Annotated in this window: 14 protein-coding genes; 5 read left to right on the top strand and 9 right to left on the bottom strand. The window is 69.2% G+C overall.

What is annotated here, in order from left to right; all coding sequences use genetic code 11:
• The first annotated feature begins 34 nt into the window (after positions 1-34).
• On the top strand, positions 35-769 hold the full coding sequence (locus UUA_RS11200) for a ComF family protein (protein ID WP_008436903.1): 735 nt from the start codon (positions 35-37) through the stop codon (positions 767-769).
• On the opposite strand, the gene UUA_RS11195 is transcribed toward UUA_RS11200, so the two are convergent.
• Together UUA_RS11195 and UUA_RS11190 are read right to left on the bottom strand one after the other, a co-directional pair.
• Positions 750-2,309 carry a CehA/McbA family metallohydrolase gene (locus tag UUA_RS11195; protein ID WP_008436902.1) on the bottom strand — a complete coding sequence of 520 codons (1,560 nt, stop codon included), beginning with the start codon at positions 2,307-2,309 and terminating at the stop codon, positions 750-752. The genes UUA_RS11200 and UUA_RS11195 overlap by 20 nt on opposite strands.
• A 150-nt stretch (positions 2,310-2,459) precedes the next feature.
• Complete coding sequence (locus UUA_RS11190; RefSeq protein ID WP_235605864.1) at positions 2,460-4,973, bottom strand: TonB-dependent receptor; 2,514 nt, start codon at positions 4,971-4,973, stop codon at positions 2,460-2,462.
• A 533-nt stretch (positions 4,974-5,506) separates the two neighbouring features.
• On the opposite strand from UUA_RS11190, the gene UUA_RS11185 reads away from it, so the two are divergent.
• From UUA_RS11185 to UUA_RS11175, 3 genes are all read left to right on the top strand, one after another.
• A complete protein-coding gene (locus tag UUA_RS11185; protein WP_008436900.1) occupies positions 5,507-5,842 on the top strand; it encodes a PadR family transcriptional regulator in 336 nt (111 codons plus the stop codon).
• The gene (locus tag UUA_RS11180) at positions 5,830-6,354 is read left to right on the top strand and encodes a PspC domain-containing protein (RefSeq protein ID WP_039953854.1); all 525 of its coding nucleotides are present in this window, start codon (positions 5,830-5,832) and stop codon (positions 6,352-6,354) included. The genes UUA_RS11185 and UUA_RS11180 overlap by 13 nt, the downstream gene beginning before the upstream one ends.
• Positions 6,355-6,513: 159 nt before the next feature.
• Positions 6,514-7,797 (top strand): hypothetical protein, encoded by a 1,284-nt coding sequence (locus tag UUA_RS11175; protein WP_008436898.1) that lies wholly within the window; start codon positions 6,514-6,516, stop codon positions 7,795-7,797.
• 25 nt (positions 7,798-7,822) lie between these two features.
• Here UUA_RS11175 and ubiA read toward each other — a convergent pair whose 3' ends face one another.
• A complete protein-coding gene (gene ubiA / locus UUA_RS11170; RefSeq protein WP_008436896.1) occupies positions 7,823-8,716 on the bottom strand; it encodes a 4-hydroxybenzoate octaprenyltransferase in 894 nt (297 codons plus the stop codon).
• Positions 8,717-8,996: 280 nt separating this feature from the next.
• On the opposite strand from ubiA, the gene UUA_RS11165 reads away from it, so the two are divergent.
• A complete protein-coding gene (locus UUA_RS11165) occupies positions 8,997-10,133 on the top strand; it encodes a GGDEF domain-containing protein (RefSeq protein WP_008436895.1) in 1,137 nt (378 codons plus the stop codon).
• A gap of 208 nt (positions 10,134-10,341) precedes the next feature.
• Here the strand turns inward: UUA_RS11165 and ilvA are convergent, their stop codons facing one another.
• From ilvA to UUA_RS11135, 6 genes are all read right to left on the bottom strand, one after another.
• The gene (gene ilvA, locus UUA_RS11160) at positions 10,342-11,886 is read right to left on the bottom strand and encodes a threonine ammonia-lyase, biosynthetic (RefSeq protein ID WP_008436894.1); all 1,545 of its coding nucleotides are present in this window, start codon (positions 11,884-11,886) and stop codon (positions 10,342-10,344) included.
• Entirely contained in the window at positions 11,883-12,131 is a 249-nt protein-coding gene (gene ilvN / locus UUA_RS11155; RefSeq protein WP_008436893.1) for an acetolactate synthase small subunit, read from the bottom strand. The genes ilvA and ilvN overlap by 4 nt, the downstream gene beginning before the upstream one ends.
• A gap of 154 nt (positions 12,132-12,285) precedes the next feature.
• Complete coding sequence (gene ilvB, locus UUA_RS11150; protein ID WP_235605823.1) at positions 12,286-14,094, bottom strand: biosynthetic-type acetolactate synthase large subunit; 1,809 nt, start codon at positions 14,092-14,094, stop codon at positions 12,286-12,288.
• 210 nt (positions 14,095-14,304) lie between these two features.
• The gene (ilvC, locus tag UUA_RS11145) at positions 14,305-15,321 is read right to left on the bottom strand and encodes a ketol-acid reductoisomerase (protein WP_008436890.1); all 1,017 of its coding nucleotides are present in this window, start codon (positions 15,319-15,321) and stop codon (positions 14,305-14,307) included.
• Between the two features lie 118 nt (positions 15,322-15,439).
• Entirely contained in the window at positions 15,440-17,161 is a 1,722-nt protein-coding gene (gene ilvD, locus UUA_RS11140) for a dihydroxy-acid dehydratase (RefSeq protein ID WP_008436889.1), read from the bottom strand.
• 261 nt (positions 17,162-17,422) lie between these two features.
• The coding region (locus tag UUA_RS11135; protein WP_008436888.1) for an isocitrate/isopropylmalate family dehydrogenase at positions 17,423-17,764 on the bottom strand (342 nt) is incomplete at its 5' end.

Raw genomic sequence — 17,764 nt, 5'->3', positions numbered from 1 at the left:
CCGCTACCATGCCGGCGGAACATGGGGAGGACGGATGGATCAGCCAAGCCTGCTGCAACCCTGGCGAGCGCTGCGGCGGTGGCTGCTGCCATGGCGCTGCCTGTTGTGCGGCGCGCCCGGCACCGCCGGCGCCGACCTGTGCGCCGAGTGCGCGGCCGAACTGCCGCGCAACCGCAGTTGCTGCGCGCGCTGCGCGCTGCCGCTGGCCGCGCCGGCAGCCTTGTGCGGCGAGTGCCAGCGCCGCGCGCCGCCGTGGGATGCGGCGTGGGCGCCATTCCGCTACGGCTGGCCGCTGGACCGGCTGGAATCGCGCTACAAGTTCCAGGCCGATCTGGCGGCCGGCCGCGTGCTGGCCCAGCTGTGGCAGCGCGAGCCGTGCCCGATCCGCCTGCCGCAGCTGTTGCTGCCGGTGCCGCTGCACCACAGCCGCCTGCGCCGGCGCGGCTACAACCAGGCGCTGGAACTGGCCCGCTCGCTGGCGCGTGCATCCGGCGTGCCGCTGCGCCACGACGCGCTGCTGCGCCGGCGTTCCACCGCGGCGCAGACCGAACTCGACGCGCTCGCCCGCCGCCGCAACGTGCACGGCGCGTTCGCCCTGCGCGAGGGCGTGGCGCTGCCCGCGCACGTGGCGATCCTCGACGACGTGATGACCACTGGCGCCACCCTGGCCGAGTGTGCCCGCGTGCTGCGCCGCGCCGGCGTGCAGCGGGTGGACGTCTGGGCGTTGGCGCGCGCGCCGTCGCCGCGGGTCAGCGGCGCATCGGGTTGAGATAGACCGGGTTGCCCAACAGCAGGGGCTGGCCGGCGTCGTCGCGGACCTCGGCGCGCAGCCAGTGCATGCGACCGTCGCTGGTCCAGTCGAAGTCGATGCGCTGGTCGGCGCTGCCGATCGCGGCATCGACGGTGGGCTTGAACGGCTTGCCGTCGAGCAGTACCACCAGTCGTTTCCCGCCGACCCCGACGGCGTGCACTTCGAAGCGGATCCGCGCGCCCGCGGCGGCGTGCAGGGCGTCGCCCATGGTGGCGCGCTGGTCGCCGCTGCGTGCCTCGAGTTCCAGCAGGCGGTCGCGGCTGCCCTCCACGTCGACGAACACGTGGCCGGCGCGGATGCCGGCCAGGATTGCCGGCATCGACAGCTCAGCCGCGTGCACCACCGTGGCGGGTCGGCCGACCTGGCTGGAGCCGGGTTTCGCCACCGTCAGCGAGGCATCGTGGTTGTCGCTGCCGCCGATGCCGGTGGGTCGGTAGCCTTGCGCGAGCTGCTGTTCCCAGAACGGCACGCCGGACAGCACGGTACCCGCATCGCTGTCGTTGACGATCTCGATCGCCTGTACCTGCGTCATGTCGATCGGCGGCGTGGCGGTCCAGCCGCAGCCCATGCAGGTTTCGCCGCTGGGACGCACCGGGTGGTTGATCGAGAGCAGACCCTGCAGCGGCGCGATCTGCCGCAGCAAGGCGTTCCAGTCCTTCACCTGGCGGCCGTCGATGCGGAAGTCCACCGGCGCGTTGGTGCCGAACAGGTTGGCGTGGCCGCTGAAGGTAGTGATCTCGCGGCCGGGGATCAGCAGCAGCCGGTCGAAGTACGGTTGCAGCTCGCGCATCGCGTTCGCCTGCGACACCGTGTTGTGGTCGGTGATCGCGATGAAGTCCAGACGCTGCCGAGCCGCCGCCTCGGCGGTGAGGAACAGCGGGCAGGGCACGCGCTGGCCGGACTGCGCGGCGCAGCTGGCGTCGCTGTGCGCGTCGTGCATGTGCAGGTCGCCGCGGTACCAGCGCGCCTCGCGGCGCAGCGGCGGGTTCAGCACGGCCGGCTCCCACGCGGGATCGTCCGGACGGCCAAACCAGATGTTTGCCGTGTAGTGCGATCGGCTGTGCTTGCGGATGTTCGGGATGCCCAGCAGCAGGGTCCACCGCCCCGCGCGAATTGCACCTGGCAGGAACGATGGCGTGGCGTCGCTGACGGCGACGGTGAACAGCTTTTTCGAGCCACCGGTCCAGCCGCGAAAACCGTCCTGGCCGTGGAAGCCGTCGGGGCCGAGCAGGCCGAGGTCGATGGTGGTGCGCTCGTCGTCATGACCGCTGTAGTCGAACTGCACGGTGACGCGGTTGGTGCCCGCGGGCACCTCGAACGGCAGCATGCGGTAGGTCTGGTGATCGCGGCCATCCAGTTCGCCGCGCAGGACCAGGTCGGGCTGCTCGTGCCCAGGCCCCTGACCCGCGGCCTGGACCTTGCCGAGCAGCAGCGTCAGGCCGGCCAGCAGCAGGCCGGCGAGGAGATGAAGCAGGCGGGGATGCAGGCGCGGATTCATGGCGGATTTCCATTGGCGGGTTCATGGCTGGCGGGCGCTCGCGGCACCCGGCAGCTGTGCGCGCCGGATTTGGGTCAGTTGGTGGGATGTGGCGGACGGAGCCTTCAGCGCGACGAATCGGCCGGGCAGCAAGCCGCCCGGCCGCACGACTCAGAACCGGTACATCACCGCGGCACGGTACGAACGGCCCAGCAGCGGCCGCGCGATGAACGTGTTCGCCCCCGCGTCCGCACTCTGCAGTTCGCCGGCGCGCGGGTTGCCCTCGGTCAGGCCCAGCGAGTTGGTGAGGTTGTCGGCGTACAGGTACACCGAGAACGCCGGCGACACGTCGTAGCGTGCGCTGGCGCTCCACACGTCGTAGGAGGGCAGCCGCACCGAGTTGGCGGTGTCGACGTAGCGTTCGCCCTCGTGCTCGTACGCCAGCTGCAGGCGCAGCTGCCCGTCCAGCAGGTTCACCCCGGGCACCACGCGGTAGCTCAGTTTCGGCACGCGGATCAGCTGGTTGCCGGTGTAGTCGCGCAGGATCGGACCGGTGCTGCTCTTGTCGGTGTAGCGCAGACCTTCGTACTGCGGGTCCTGCCAGGTGGCGGTGAGCTGCACGTCGAACCAGCGGGTAGGGAACCAGGTGCCTTCGAGTTCGAGGCCCTTGGTCTTGGTGCTGGCGTAGCCCTGCTGCGCGACCGAGGTGTTGTTGTTCGGGTTGAACACGTAGTTGCTGAAGCCGACGTTGTCGTACTTGGTGTAGAACGCGGTGGCGTACAGGTCGAGCTGGCGCTCGGAATACTTGTAGCCCACCTCGCCCAGCTTCATGGTCTGGATGATCGGCGTGGCGGTCGCGTTGGTGATGTAGCTGCTCAGGTTCGGCAGGCGGAACGCCGAGGTCCAGCGCGCGAACACGCCGGAGCGCTCGGAGAACTGCCAGTTCGCGCCCAGCGTCCAGCCCGGCTTGCTGAAGCTGTGGTCGTACGACACGGTCTGGCCGGTGCCGGTCTGGATCTGCGAGGTGGCCAGCGTGCCGAGGTTCACGGTCTGCTTCTGCTCGACCCAGCCCTTGGTGTTCACGCGCTCCCAGCGCACGCCGCCGTCGATGCGCAATGCGTCGGTCGCCTGCCATTCGTCGGACAGGTAGAACGCATGGGTCGCCGAGCTGCCGCTGGCGTTCTCCCACTCGTAGCCGTAGCGATAGATGCCGTGGTCGGTGAGCGTGCCCAGTGGCTGGCCTGCGGCGTCCACCGCGACCAGGTCGAGCAGGCGCGCGTTGTCGCGCACGTCGAGCAGGGCGGTGGAGGAGTAGCGGCTGAAGTCCTGGTTGAAGTGCGCGTAGTAGTAACCGAACGTGACGTCGTGGCTTTGCCCGCCGAGGTCGAACTTGCGCAGCAGCCGGGTATCGTTGATGAACTCCTGCACCGGCATGGTCACGCCGCGCAGGCCGCCGATCACCACCAGGCCGTTGCCGTTCTGGTTCTTGTTGTCGAATACCTGTGCGGGGTTGTCGACGTAGCGCAGCTGCAGGCCGGCTGCACCGGCCGGCTGGAACTGCTTGGCCTGGGTCAGGAACTTGTCCGCGCTCATCAGCGAGTTCGGGAACACGCCGTTGCGCTGGGTTTTGGTGTCGCTGTAGCGCATCGACTCGGCCAGCTTCCAGCCCGCGCCGAGGTCATGGTCGAACTTCAGCGTGAGCTGGTCGCGCTTCACGTGCGTGCCCACGCTGTTGTCGAAGTTGTACAGGCTGCCGTTGCCCTGCTTCATCAGCACGTGCTCGGTCTCCGGCCCGGCCATGGTGCCGAAATTGCCGTCGAAGCCGGGCACGGCCTTGATCTTGCCGTTCGGGTAGGTGCGCATCGGGATGCCGAGGTACAGCGCGACCTTGTCGTCCATGTGCTTGAGGTCGACGCTGAAGCGGCCGTGTTCGAAATCCTTCGCCAGGTTCAGGCGAATCTGGCCGCCGTCGTTGGCGTCGAAGCCCGGGTCGCGGATGCCGTCGTCCTTGCGGTAGAAGCCACCCACGCCGAGCTTCCAGCCGTTGCCGACCGGCGTGCCGTACCAGAAGTCGGCACGCTGCAGGCCATAGTCGCCGACGGTGTACTTGACCAGGCCGTCCGGCGTGTCGCCGACCCGGCGCGGGATGAAGTTGATCGCGCCGGCCGGCGCATTCGAATAGAACACCGACGAGGGGCCGCCGCGCACCACCTCGATCCGTTCGATCGTCTCGTCCAGGCGGAACGCCTGGTCGGCGTTGAGGTAGCCCAGCGCGGGATCGTGCTGCACCGGGATACCGTCCTCCAGCAGATTGACCGAGCCGAAGCCGTCGACGGGAATGCCGCGCGCGCGGATATTGCCGCTGGCCTCGCCGCCGGACGCCTCCACCCAGAAGCCGGGCACCGACTTCATCGCCTCGGTCACCGAGGTCGGCGCCTGCATGCGCAGGCGGTCCTCGTCGATGGTGGTGATCGAGTAGCTGGTCTCGGCCTTGGTCCGCGTCTCCACGCCGGAGCGTGCGGTGACCACCACGCTGTCGAGGTTCTTGGCCTTGTCGGTGGAGGCGGTGGTGGCGTCCGCTTCGGCAGGCGTGCGCTCCTGGGCGTGGGCGGAAAGGGCGAGGCCGAGCGACAGACTGCCAAGCAGGGCCATGCCGACGGATCGGCTGATGAGGGAAGTACGCAAGTTGAATGCTCCGGGGACGGGGAGATCGCGGAGCCGTGCGGGAAACGTGCGCGACCTGGCGCCGCATGCGTTCCACCGGGAGTGGACCCGCGAGGCGGCACGGGTTTCGCGCAGAGGCATCCCTGCCGGTGGATTTCCCTGGTTCCGTCACAGGCTCTGATGGCGTGCAGCCTAGGGGCAGCCTGTGACAGTCAGTCAGGCTGTTGCGTGACAATGTTGAAATTTGGACGTCCAAATCACGCGTCGCGGCAAGCTTGTCGTCATATGGAGGTCACCGAAGCGCCGGCGCCGCGCAATTGAAGGCAGTCATCGGGATGTCGCCGTGGTCTGGAGCGTCCCTGGCCGGAAGCTGCCGTCGCATGTGCACGGATCCGCGTCGTGGTGCAGATGGATCGCGCAGGCCGCGGGATGTCCTGCATCAACCGTTGCCATGGTGGAAAGCGGACCGATGTCATCGCGGCGGCCGGCCTCGGCAAATGCCTTGACTTCATGTCTGCGCACAAGTACCTTTTTCAAAAAAGGTAGTATGTGAGATGGATGCAGGTAAATCCGGCGCGTTGCGCAAGGGGCTGTTGGAGTTCGTGGTCCTGGCCGTCGTTTCGTCGGGAAGGATCTATGCCGCCGACATCCTGCAGCGCCTGGGCGACACCGAGTTCGCCACGAAGGAGGGCACCCTCTACCCGCTCCTGAGCAGGATGCGGCGCGAGCGGTTGCTTGAGTACGAGTGGCAGGAATCCGAGGCCGGTCCGCCGCGGAAGTATTACCGGCTCACGCCGGACGGCCGCAGGCAGCTGGCTGCGTTCCGGGCGTACTGGAAATCTTTGACGCGTCTGATCGACGAGCTGGGTACACCACCATGCAAACCATGATCCATGTCGGCTTGAGCGGCCACACGACGACGTTCCTGCTGGACGAGGAAGGCTACCGGTCCTTGCGCTCCTACTTCGAGCGCGCACGTTCGAGGCTTGGGGGCGATCCCGATCGCGAGGAAGTACTTCGCGATCTCGAGCAGTCGATAGGCGAGAGGTTCGCGGCGTTGTCGCCATCCGGCGGCCGGGTCATTGCCGGCAACGAGGTCGACGCGGTGCTTGGACAAGTCGGCACGGTCGATCCAGGCAGCGGCAATGGCCCGGATCGCCACGAGTCGCCGATGCGGCGACGGCCCTTTTGCCGTATCGCGCAGGGCAGCTGGATCGGCGGCGTCTGTACCGGACTGGCCATCCGTTCGGGCATCCGCGTCGACTGGGTACGGACGATCTTCATCCTGGGCGCGGTTTTCACCGGCGGCATCGTGGTGCTGGTCTACCTCGCCCTGGTATTCGCCTTGCCTGTGGTCCAGACGCGCGATGAGTACGAGGATCTGTGCCGCTTGTCACCGTAGGCGACGCGGGATCGGGCAGGCCGGATACCGGTGGCGTGACCACGCTGGATCAGCTTCGGGCCGGGGTTGTGCCCTGCGCTTGCGGAGCACCGGTCGGTGGCGGAGTGACGGAGGACGTTTGCCATGTCAGTTGCAAGGTGGATTCGCAGGTCGCTGCTCGTGACATTGCTGGTTTCTTTCCTGCTTGTGCCGGCATCGGCGCTGGCCGCGTCGCCGATGCCAGCCGAGATCGCGCACGCAAAATCCGTCTTCGCGGATGCGCAAGGCGTCTCCGCCAGGGACGCCGGCCGTCTGTGGGGTCTCCCGCTCTACGGCCGGATGCTGCTGGTGATCCCCGCTACGCGGGCCGTGATCGCCAACCAGCCGGATCCCCGGCATCTGCTGCGGTCCTCGGACGGGGTCTATGTCGGCACGCTGCCCAACGATGTGGTCCTTTCCGACGCCCCCACGGAATGGGAGGGCGTGCGCTGGACCCAGCTAAGGTTGCCGGCCCTGCCGCAGGACGCCATGACGCGCTCGGTCACGCTGGCGCACGAGATGTTCCATCGCATCCAGCCGGAGCTGCATATTGCAGCGAACGCCACCGCGAACCCGCAGCTCGATGCCGAGCAGGGGCGGCTGTGGTTGCGGCTGGAGTGGCGCGCACTCGCCGCAGCCCTGATCGAATCAGGCCCTGCGCAGGTTCAGACCATCCGCGACGCCTTGACCTTCCGCGACCACCGCCAAGCGTTGTTCCCCGGTTCGGCGGCGACGGAAGCCGCCATGGAGATCGTGGAAGGCACTGCCCAGTACACTGGCATCGTGGTTGCGGAACCGGATGTCGCAGCGGCGCGCTGGCATGCGGCGGCCGACTTGATCCATCCCGACGCCGAGATTTCCTTCTCGCGCCTTTCCGCCTTCATGTCGGGGCCGGCCTATGGTCGGTTGCTGGACGAACGCATGCCCGGATGGCGCAAGACGCTGAACGAGCATTCCGACCTGGGCGCGATGCTGGCATCGACGCTGCACGACGCCGCGCAAGAATCGGCCGAGTCGCGTGCCGCGGCTTACGGCGCAAGCGGGCTGCGCGTGGTGTTGGCAGATCGCGCCGCCCGCGAGAAGGCCCTGCAGGCGCAGTACCGTGCCGCCCTGGTCGATGGGCCAACGCTTTCGCTGACGGCGCTGGGCCGTTTCAATTTCAACCCCAGCACCGCGGTGGCGTTGGGCGCGAACGGCATGGTCTACAGCACGTTCCACGCCATCGCGCGATGGGGCACCCTGGATGTGAGCGCGGGCGGCGTGCTGGTGTCGCCGGACTTCAGTCGCGCCGCGTTGTCCGCTCCGACGGTGACCCAGGGGGCGCATCTCGAAGGCAAGGGCTGGACTATCGATCTGGCGCCGGGCTGGTCTGTCGCACCGGCGACGAAGCCCGGGAACTACGTGTTGGTGCAGCATCCCCGCTGACCGCTGCTGCCGATCCGGTGCCCTCTCAGCGCACCGCCAGCGCCAGCACGATGCCGATCCACAGCGCCAGGCCCAGCCAGTTGTTGTGGCGGAACGCGGCGAGGCAGGCGTCGCGCTGACGCCCGCGGATCAGCCACAGCTGATAGGCGAACAGCGCGGCGGCGGCCAGCAGCGCCAGCCAGTACGGCCAGCCCAGCGCGGCGCGCTGGCCGACGAACAGCATCGCCAGCAGGAAGGTGCCCATCAGCATGCCGAGGATCGGCAGGTCGGCGTCGCCAAACAGGATCGCGGTGGATTTCGCGCCGGCCTTGAGATCGTCGTCGCGGTCGACCATCGCGTACTCGGTGTCGTAGATCACCGTCCACAGGATGTTGCCGATGAACAGCAACCAGCCCAGCGGCGGCACCGCGTGCGTCACCGCGGCGAACGCCATCGGGATCGACCAGCCGAACGCCGCGCCCAGCACCACCTGCGGCAGGTAGGTCCAGCGCTTGGTGAACGGGTAGATCGCCGCCAGTACGGCGCCGGCGAACGCCAGCTGGATGGTCAGCTTGTTGGTGAACAGCACCAGCACGAAGGAAAACGCCAGCAGCGCGCCGAACACGATGAGCGCCTCGCGCGGCGTCACCCGGCCGCTGGCGAGCGGCCGCCCGGCGGTGCGCTTCACCAGCGGGTCGAGCTTGCGGTCGGCGTAGTCGTTGATCGCGCAGCCGGCCGCGCGCATCGCAAACACGCCGAGAGTGAAGATCAGCAGCAGCTGCCACGGTGGGAAATCACCGGCCGCCAGCCACAGCGCCCACCAGGTCGGCCACAGCAGCAGCAGCGCGCCGATCGGGCGATCCATGCGGGTCAGCACCAGGTAGTCGCGCGCCTTGGCGCGATGGTGCGCCGGCAGCTTCTTGAGCAGCCAGTCCAGCACCCGCGTGGCGCGGGTCGAACTGTCGGCCGGCTGCGCCGCACGGGCGGCGGGTTTCGCCGCAGCGGGCCGCGGCCGGGTGGCGAGGGAGGGCGCGGCAGGGCGCTGCTGGCGTTTGCGGGAAGGGGGAGCCATGCGGCGAAGTCTAGCGCGCCGTGCCAGGGCGAACCGCGCGGTGGCTCTAAAGTTCGCCGCGCCACGGCCGATATGGCGGGTGGGCGAAACCGTTCGGGGTAACGCCAAGCATGCGCCGCAGCCCGAAGTCGTCGGCGTCGGAGCCACGATGGCCGAATACGAAACCAGCGAGGAGGACCTCCCGCTGTCGTCCGATGCGCCGGCGCTCGACGACGACGCGTCCCCACCGGCCGCGGAATCGGCGATGACCAACTCGTTCGTGCACTCGCGTCTGCTCGATTCGGTGGCCTCGCTCACCCACCACCGCGACATCGGCGCGCTCGACCACAGCCTGGTGCTCTCGCTGGCCGAACTGACCTCGGCGGCGCGCGTGGTGCTGGCCAAGCGAACGATCGACGGCGCGTCCGTGGAGGCGATCGTGCGCTGCGCGCCGGACGCGCAGGGCGTCTACCAGCTGCAGGAGGACGATCTGGACGAGGTCGATCCGACGCTGCAGCTACTGTACCGCTGCATGCATCGGCTGGAGGCGCAGACGGAAACGGTGCAGGGCCGCCATCGGCTGGTGGTTCCGATCCTGTGCGACGGTCGCGCGATCGGCGCGCTGCAGCTGGACAGCGACCTGCCGCCAGCCACCAGCCGACCGCTCACCGACGGCTTCGCCCGCATCTACGCCAACTACACCGCGCTGCTGCACGAAAGCGAGCACGACAAGCTGACCGGCCTGTACAACCGGCGCAGCCTGGAACGCCAGCTGCAGCGGCTGCTGCACGAGCGGACGCTGCGCATGGCGCTGCCGCCGGCCAACGGCTCGCCCGGCGAGCCTGGCGGGGAGCCGCCGCAGGTGTGGCTGGCGATCCTCGACATCGACCACTTCAAGCGCATCAACGATACCTACGGACACATCTACGGCGACGAGGTGATCCTGCTGCTGGCCCAGCAGATGCGCGCCTGCTTCCGTCGCAGCGACGTGCTGTTCCGCTTTGGCGGCGAGGAGTTCGTGATCCTGTTCGGCGCGGCCGGCGAGGCCGTCGTGCACGCCGTGCTGGAGCGCTTCCGCCAGCGCATCGCCGAGCACGTGTTTCCGCAGGTGGGCAGCGTCACCGTCAGCATCGGTTACGCTGGTGTCGGTCGCCACGACTACCCGTCCAGCGCGCTGGACCGTGCCGACAAGGCGCTGTACTACGCCAAGCAACACGGTCGCAACGGCGTCTACGGCTACGAGAGTCTGAGCGCGCGCGGCCTGCTGGGGCAGGGAATGGCGCCGGGCAGCATCGACCTGTTCTGAAAGGTTGTATTGAACCTCTCAAGCCGGCCGCGGCGAGGGCATGGCGAGGGTACGGATGCCCGAGTTGAGGCAACGCAGGGAGCGGTTGCCCGATGTCCGGACATGAAACAGGCACGCCAGTGACTGTTTCATGTGAGCGAGTCCGGGCGTGTACCGGACTTGCGACTGAAGGCAACCACGGGAAGTGGTTTTCTTCACAAGCCCTGAGTCAATCGCGCAGCAGCAGCCGGTAGGCCGGGTGCGTGCTCTCGTCCACGTGTGGATAGCCGAGCGCGGCCAGGAACTGCCGCAGCAGCGGCAGCTCGGTCGCTGGCACCTGCAGGCCGACCAGGATGCGGCCGTGGTCGGCACCGTGATTGCGGTAGTGGAACAGGCTGACGTTCCAGTCCGGATGCAGCCGGCCGAGAAAGTCGGTGAGCGCACCGGGCCGCTCGGGGAACTCGAAGCGGTACAGCCGCTCGTCGCGCGCCAGCGGCGAGCGGCCGCCGATCATGTGGCGCAGGTGCAGCTTGGCCAGCTCGTCGTCGGTGAGGTCGAGCACGTCGAACGCCTGCGCGCGGAACGCCGCGGCCAGCGCCTCGCGCTCGCCGCGGCGGGCAATCTGCACGCCCACGAAGATGTGCGCCTGCCGCGCGTCGCCGATGCGGTAGTTGAACTCGGTGATGGCGTGGCGCCCCAGCGTGGCGCAGAAGCGGCGGAAACTGCCGCGCTCCTCCGGAATGGTCACCGCGAACACTGCCTCGCGCTGCTCGCCCAGCTCGGCGCGTTCGGCCACGAAGCGCAGGCGGTCGAAGTTCATGTTGGCGCCGGAGACGATCGCCACCAGCGCGCCGCCGCCCGCGTGCGCGGCGGCGTACTGCTTCAGCCCGGCCAGCGCCAGCGCGCCGGCGGGCTCGGCCACGCTGCGGCAGTCCTGGTGGATGTCGCGGATCGCCGCGCAGATCGCGTCGGCGTCCACCCGCAGCATGGCGTCGAGATGCCGCTGGCACAGCGCGAAGGTCGGCGCGCCGACCTGCTTCACCGCGGTGCCGTCGGCGAACAGGCCGACCTCCTCCAGCGTGACGCGTTCGCCGGCTTCCAGCGAGCGCGCCATCGCGTCCGAATCCGCCGCCTGCACGCCGATCACGCGCACTTCCGGCCGCAGCGCCTTGATGCACGCGGCCACGCCGGCGGCGAGGCCACCGCCGCCTACCGGCACGAACACCGCCTCCAGCGGGCCCGGATGCTGGCGAAGGATCTCCAGGCCGATGGTGCCCTGGCCGGCGATCACCGCCGGATCGTCGAACGGGTGCACGAACACCGCGCCGCGCTCGGCCTGCAGCTGCGCCGCGGCGGCCTGCGCGTCGCTGTAGGAATCGCCGGCCAGCAGCAGCTCGACCATCGCCCCGCCGAGGCGGCGCACCGCGTCCACCTTCACCGGCGGCGCGGTCACCGGCATCACGATGGTGGCACGGATGCCCAGCCTGGCCGCGGCCAGCGCCACGCCCTGCGCATGGTTGCCGGCGGAGGCGGCGACCACGCCGCGCGCGCGTTGCGCCGCATCCAGCTGCAGCATGCGGTTGTACGCGCCGCGCAGCTTGAACGAGAACACGCTTTGCTGGTCCTCGCGCTTGAGCAGCACCGGCCGGCCCAGCCGCTCGCCGAGCAGCGGCGCCGCTTCCAGCGCCGAGACCTGCGCCACCTCGTACACGCGCGCGGCACGGATCTGCGCCAGCAGTCCGTCGTCGGCGTCGAGCGGGGCGACTGCGCTCATGCGGCGAGCGCGGTGGCCGGGTGCGCCACCTGCAGCACGTCGACCAGCTTGCGCGTCTGCTGCAGGATCTGGCCGAGTGCCGCTTCGTCGCACTGCAGGCTCAGCGTGAGCCGCGAGACGGCCGGGTCGTGCGTGGCCGTCACCGTCAGCGTGTCGATGTTGTAGCCGCGCGCGGCGAACAGCCCGGCCACGCGCACCAGCGCGCCAGCTTCGTTCTGCAGCAGGATGGACAGGGTGTGGTTCATGGCAGGACTCCGATGGTGAAACCCTCTCCCTTCGGGAGAGGGTGCCGACAGGCGGGTGAGGGTGCGGGCGGAGCGAGGTATCGACGCCCGCCCGTGCCCTCATCCGGCCCTTCGGGCCACCTTCTCCCAAGGGGAGAAGGGAAAAATCAAAAGCTCAGAACATGTGCGACGGCGAGTCCTTGCGTGCAGCCGCTGCCGCGCGCGCGGGAATGAAATCGCCGGTGATCATCTGCGCGTAGCTGGCGCCGGGGCCGACCATCGGATACACGCCGGCGTCCGGGTCGATCATCACTTCCAGGAACGCCGGGCCGGGGTAGGCGAGGAAGTCGGCGATCACCGGTTCCAGTTCATCCACGCGTTCCAGCCGCCGCGCCCAGCCGAAGCCGTCGGCCTGCGCGGCAAGCACGAAATCCTTCTTGTGCAGGCTCTTGTCCGAGGCGGCGAAGCGGCCCTTGAAATACAGCTTTTGCCACTGCCGCACCATGCCGTCGCCGACGTTGTTCAGCACCACCACCTTGATCGGCAGCCCGTAGGTGGTGACGGTTTCCAGCTCACCGATATTCATGCGGATGCTGGCGTCGCCGTCGATGTCGATCACCAGCTTGTGCGGATGCGCGAACTGCGCACCGACTGCCGCCGGCAGGCCGAACCCCATCGTGCCCATCGAGCCGGAGGTGAGCCAGTGCCGCGGCGCGCGGAAGTCGAAGTACTGCGCTGCCCACATCTGGTGCTGGCCGACGCCGGTGCTGACCACGGCGCGGCCCTGCGCGTGACGGTTGATCGCCTCGATCACCGCGTACGGCAGGACCAGCGCGCTTTCGCGGTCGTAGTTCATCGCGTGCGCGCGCTTCAGTTCGGCCACGTGCGCATGCCAGGCGGCGAGCTGTGGTTTCAGGCCGTGCACGCGGCCATAGGCGGTGAGCCGTTCCAGCGCGCGTTTCAGCGGGCCGACATGCTGCCAGTCAACGCGCTTCACCTTGCCGATCTCGGCCGGGTCGATGTCGACCTGCGCGATGAACCTCGCCCGCGGCGCGAACTTGTCCGGCACGCCGGCCACGCGGTCGTCGAAGCGTGCGCCCAGCGCCAGCACGAAGTCGCAATCCTCCACTGCGTAGTTCGCGTACGCGGTGCCGTGCATGCCGAGCAGGTGCAGCGCCAGCGGGTCGGTGCTGTCGAAGCCGCCCAGTCCCATCAGGGTGGTGGCGACCGGCAGGCCGAACGCGTCGACGAAGGCACGCAGCGCCTCCGCGGCCTCCGCCGCGATCACCCCGCCGCCGGCGTAGATCAGCGGGCGCTGCGCCTGCAGCAGCGCGGCGAAGAACGCGGCGCAGTCGGTGTCGCCGAGCACGGCCTGCTCCACCGCGCGCAACCGCGCGCGGTAGCCGGCCAGCGCCAGCTCGCCGCGGCCCTGCCAGACCAGCGTGGCGTTCTGCACGTCCTTGGGCACGTCCACCACCACCGGGCCGGGGCGGCCGCTGCGGGCGAGAGTGAACGCGGTGCGCACGGTCGCTTCCAGCTGCGTCGCGTCGGTGACCAGGAACACGTGCTTGGCGCAGGCGCCCATGATGTTGCTGACCGGTGCCTCCTGGAACGCGTCGCTGCCGATCGCCGCGGTGCCCACCTGGCCGCAGATCACCACCAGCGGGATCGAGTCGGCCATCGAGTCGCGCACCGGCGTGACCATGTTGGTGGCGCCGGGGCCGGAGGTGACGATGGCCACGCCGACCTTGCCCGACGCGCGCGCGTAGCCGGCGGCCATGAAGCCGGCGCCCTGCTCGTTGGCCGGCACCACCAGACGCATCGGCTCGCGTACCTCCTCTGCGGAGCCGTCGACGCACGTGTGGGTGGCGTTGTGGCGGAATACCGCGTCGTACACCGGCAGGATCGCGCCACCGGAGTAGCCGAACAGCACGCCGACGCCTTCGTCGGCGAGTACCTGCACGATCACCTCGGCGCCGCTCATGCTGTGGCCGGCCAGCGGGTGCCGGTCGGTCGTGGTTTCGGCTTTCAGTGCGGGTGCATTCACGAGAAAATCCCCAAAGATTCGATGCCGTGCTCCCTCCCCTGCAACGCAGGGGAGGGTCGGGGAGGGGTCGCTCTTGATCTTGAGGTCAAAAAGCGCAACCCCCTCCAACCTCCCCCTGCTGCGCAGGGGGAGGAGCCAGAGGGCAGGTCAGCCGGCCTTCTTCAACGGCGCGACGGTGGCGGGTGTGGCGTTCGGCTGCAGCCATGGCATCCGTGCACGCAGCTTGGCGCCGACGACTTCGATCGGATGCTCGAGGTCGGCCTGCTTCAGGCGCTTGTAGTTCGGCAGGCCGGCCTGGTACTCGGCGATCCAGTTCTTCGCGAAGGTGCCGTCCTGAATGTCGCGGAGCACCTCCTTCATGCGCGCCTTGGTGCCGGCGTCGACCACCCGCGGGCCGCTGACGTAGTCGCCGTACTGCGCGGTCTCGGAGACGAACTGCAGCATCTTCGCCAGGCCGCCCTCGTAGAACAGGTCGACGATCAGCTTCAGCTCGTGCATCACCTCGTAGTAGGCGATCTCCGGCTGGTAGCCGGCCTCGACCAGGGTCTCGAAGCCCTTGATCACCAGTTCGCTGGCGCCGCCGCACAGCACCGCCTGCTCGCCGAAGAGATCCGTCTCGGTCTCTTCCTTGAAGTCGGTCTGGATGATCATCGCGCGGCCGCCGCCGATGCCGTCGGCGTAGCCTTTCGTCTTCGCCTCGGCCTGGCCACTGACGTCCTGGTGCACCGCCCAGATGCACGGCACGCCGCGGCCGCGCTCGTACTCGCTGCGCACCAGCGCGCCGGGGCCTTTCGGCGCCACCAGGATCACGTCGATGTCGGCGCGCGGCTTGATCTGGCCGAAGTGCACGTTGAAGCCGTGCGCGAACAGCAACGCCGCGCCGGGCTTGAGGTTCGGTTCGATCGCTCCCTTGTACAGCGCGGGCTGCACCATGTCGGGGGTGAGCACGGCGACCAGGTCAGCGCCCTTCACGGCGTCGGCCGCTTCGGCGACCTTGAAGCCGTCGGCTTTCGCCTTGTGCCAGGTCGGGCCGTTCGGGCGCAGGCCGACTACCACGTCGAGGCCGGAATCGCGCAGGTTCAGCGCATGCGCGCGGCCCTGGCTGCCGTAGCCGAGTACGGCGATGCGGGATGTGGCAAAGGGGTTAGAAGTTTGCGAACTCACGTAGTGTCTCCTGATTGAGCCCCTCTCCCTGCGGCGACCCTGAGGGGGTCCCCTTGCGGGTGAGAGGGGTTGGGGTGAGGGTTCGGTAGTAATGAGAAGTCGCGGCGGTGCCGTACCCTCATCCGGCTCTTGGAGCCAACTTCTCCCGGAGGGAGAAGGGCGTTTCCTGTGGGGTTGCGGTGGGTGAAGTGGTGGCGCCGTCGGAGGCCGAACCAACCAAGAGCGCAAACTTGGCCAGCACGCCACGCGTCACCTTTGGTGCGGGTGGCATCCAGTGCTGACGGCGTTCGGCGAGGTCGGCGTTGGTGCTGATGTCGCGGGTGATCGCGTCGATCACCAGCTTGTCGCCGTCCTTGAGCAAGCCGATCGGCCCCCCGCGCGCCGCTTCCGGCGCGATGTGGCCGACCATGAAGCCGTGGGTGGCGCCGCTGAAGCGGCCGTCGGTGATCAGCGCCACGTCGTCGCCCAGGCCGCGGCCGATCAGCGCGGCGGTGACGCCGAGCATCTCGCGCATGCCGGGGCCGCCAGCCGGGCCTTCGTTGCGGATCACCACCACGTCGCCCTTCGTGATGCGGCCTTCCTGCACGGCGGCGAAGGCGGTTTCCTCGCTCTCGAACACACGTGCGCTGCCCTCGAAGCGGGTGCCGCCGTGGCCGGCCGAGTGCTTGCCGGGGATCTTCAGGATGCAGCCGTCCGGCGCCAGGTTGCCGTACAGGATGGAATAGCCGCCGTGCGGTTTCAGTGGCGCGCTCACCGGCGCGATGACTTCCTGCCCGGCGAAACGCGGCGCAGCGGTGGCTTCGGCGAACAGGCTGCGACCGGTGACGGTGGCCGCGTCGATCAGCATGCCGGCGGCGATCAACTCCTGCGCCACGCGCGCGGCGCCGCCGGCGTCGAACATCTCCACCGCGGTGTAGCGGCCGGAGGGCAGCAGATCGGCGATCACCGGGGTGGCCTCGGTGGCCGGCTGGAAATCTTCCAGCGACCACTCGGCGCCAGCCTCGCGCGCGATCGCCAGGGTGTGCAGCACCGCATTGGTGGAGCCGGCGGTGGCCGCCACCATGCGCGCGACGTTGGCCAGCGAGTCGCGGTTGATCAGCGCGCGCGGCGTGCGGCCGGTGCGCAGGCAGTCCATCACCAGCTCGCCGCAGCGGCGCGCGGCGGCGAGCTTGTCGGGATGGGTGGCGGGGATGTCGTTGAGGCCCATCGGCGACAGTCCCAGCGTGGTCAGCACCATCGCCATGGTGTTGGCGGTGAACTGGCCGCCGCAGGCGCCGGCGCCGCCGCAGGCGTCGCATTCCACCGCGCGCAGTTCCGCGTCGTCGATCTTGCCCGCGCCATGCGCGCCCACCGCCTCGAACACCTGCTGGATGGTGATCGGCCGGTTCTTGTGCAGGCCATGCGCAATGGTGCCGCCGTACAGCGCCACCGCCGGGATGTCCAGCCGCGCCATCGCCATCGCGGCGGCGGGGATGGTCTTGTCGCAGCCGCACAGCACCACCATCGCGTCGCACAGGTGGCCTTCCACCGCCGCCTCGATCGAGTCGGTGATCACCTCGCGGCTGACCAGCGAATAGCGCATGCCCGGCGTGCCCATGGCGATGCCGTCGGTGACCGCGATGGTGTTGAACTCCACCGGCGTGCCGCCGGCAGCACGCACGCCTGCCATCGCCGCCTGCGCGAGATCACGCAGGTTCAAGTTGCACGGCGAGACATCCGACCAGGTGTGCACCACCGCCACCAGTGGTTTTCTCAGCGCGGCGTCGTCCAGGCCGGTGGCGCGCAGCATGGCGCGGGCGGGGGCGCGGTCGGGGCCGCTCTTGATCAGGTCACTGCGCATGAGGAAAGCTCCGATGGACGGCCATTTGCATGTGCCTCCTCTCCCCCTTGGAGAGGGAACTGAGGTGAGGGGTGGGTGCTCGCCATGAAGCCGATCGACGGCGAATAAGAAAGCGCCCCCTGCGCGCGAGGGAGGTCGACGGGACGGCCAGGGAGTCGGCGCCGTCGCGGCGTGCAGGGACCGTCCGCGCCGCATGCGCGCAGGGGACAGCAGAAAACGCGGCCACGTCCGTGTGGCCGCTGGGGGAACCGGGTAAGGGCATCAGCCGCATGCGCGCGCTCCGGCGAAGAACGCGGCGGCGGTGTCGGCGTGGTCGTCGATCGCGGCGATCACCGCATCGCGCACCTCGTCGGTGCCGGCATCGCCGCCGATGTCGCGGCTGTGCGGACCATGGCGCAACACCTGCTCCACCGCCGATTCCACCGCGACCGCCTCGGCCTCCAGGCCCAGCGAGTGGCGCAGCAGCAGCGCGGCGGAGAGGATCGCGCCGACCGGGTTTGCCACGCCCTGCCCGGCGATGTCCGGCGCCGAGCCGTGGATTGGCTCGTACAGCCCGCGTCGACCTTCGCCCAGCGAGGCCGACGGCAGCAGGCCGAGCGAGCC

Source organism: Rhodanobacter thiooxydans LCS2 (assembly GCF_000264375.1).
GTDB lineage: Bacteria > Pseudomonadota > Gammaproteobacteria > Xanthomonadales > Rhodanobacteraceae > Rhodanobacter > Rhodanobacter thiooxydans.
This window is presented reverse-complemented; position numbering and strand designations above follow the sequence as displayed.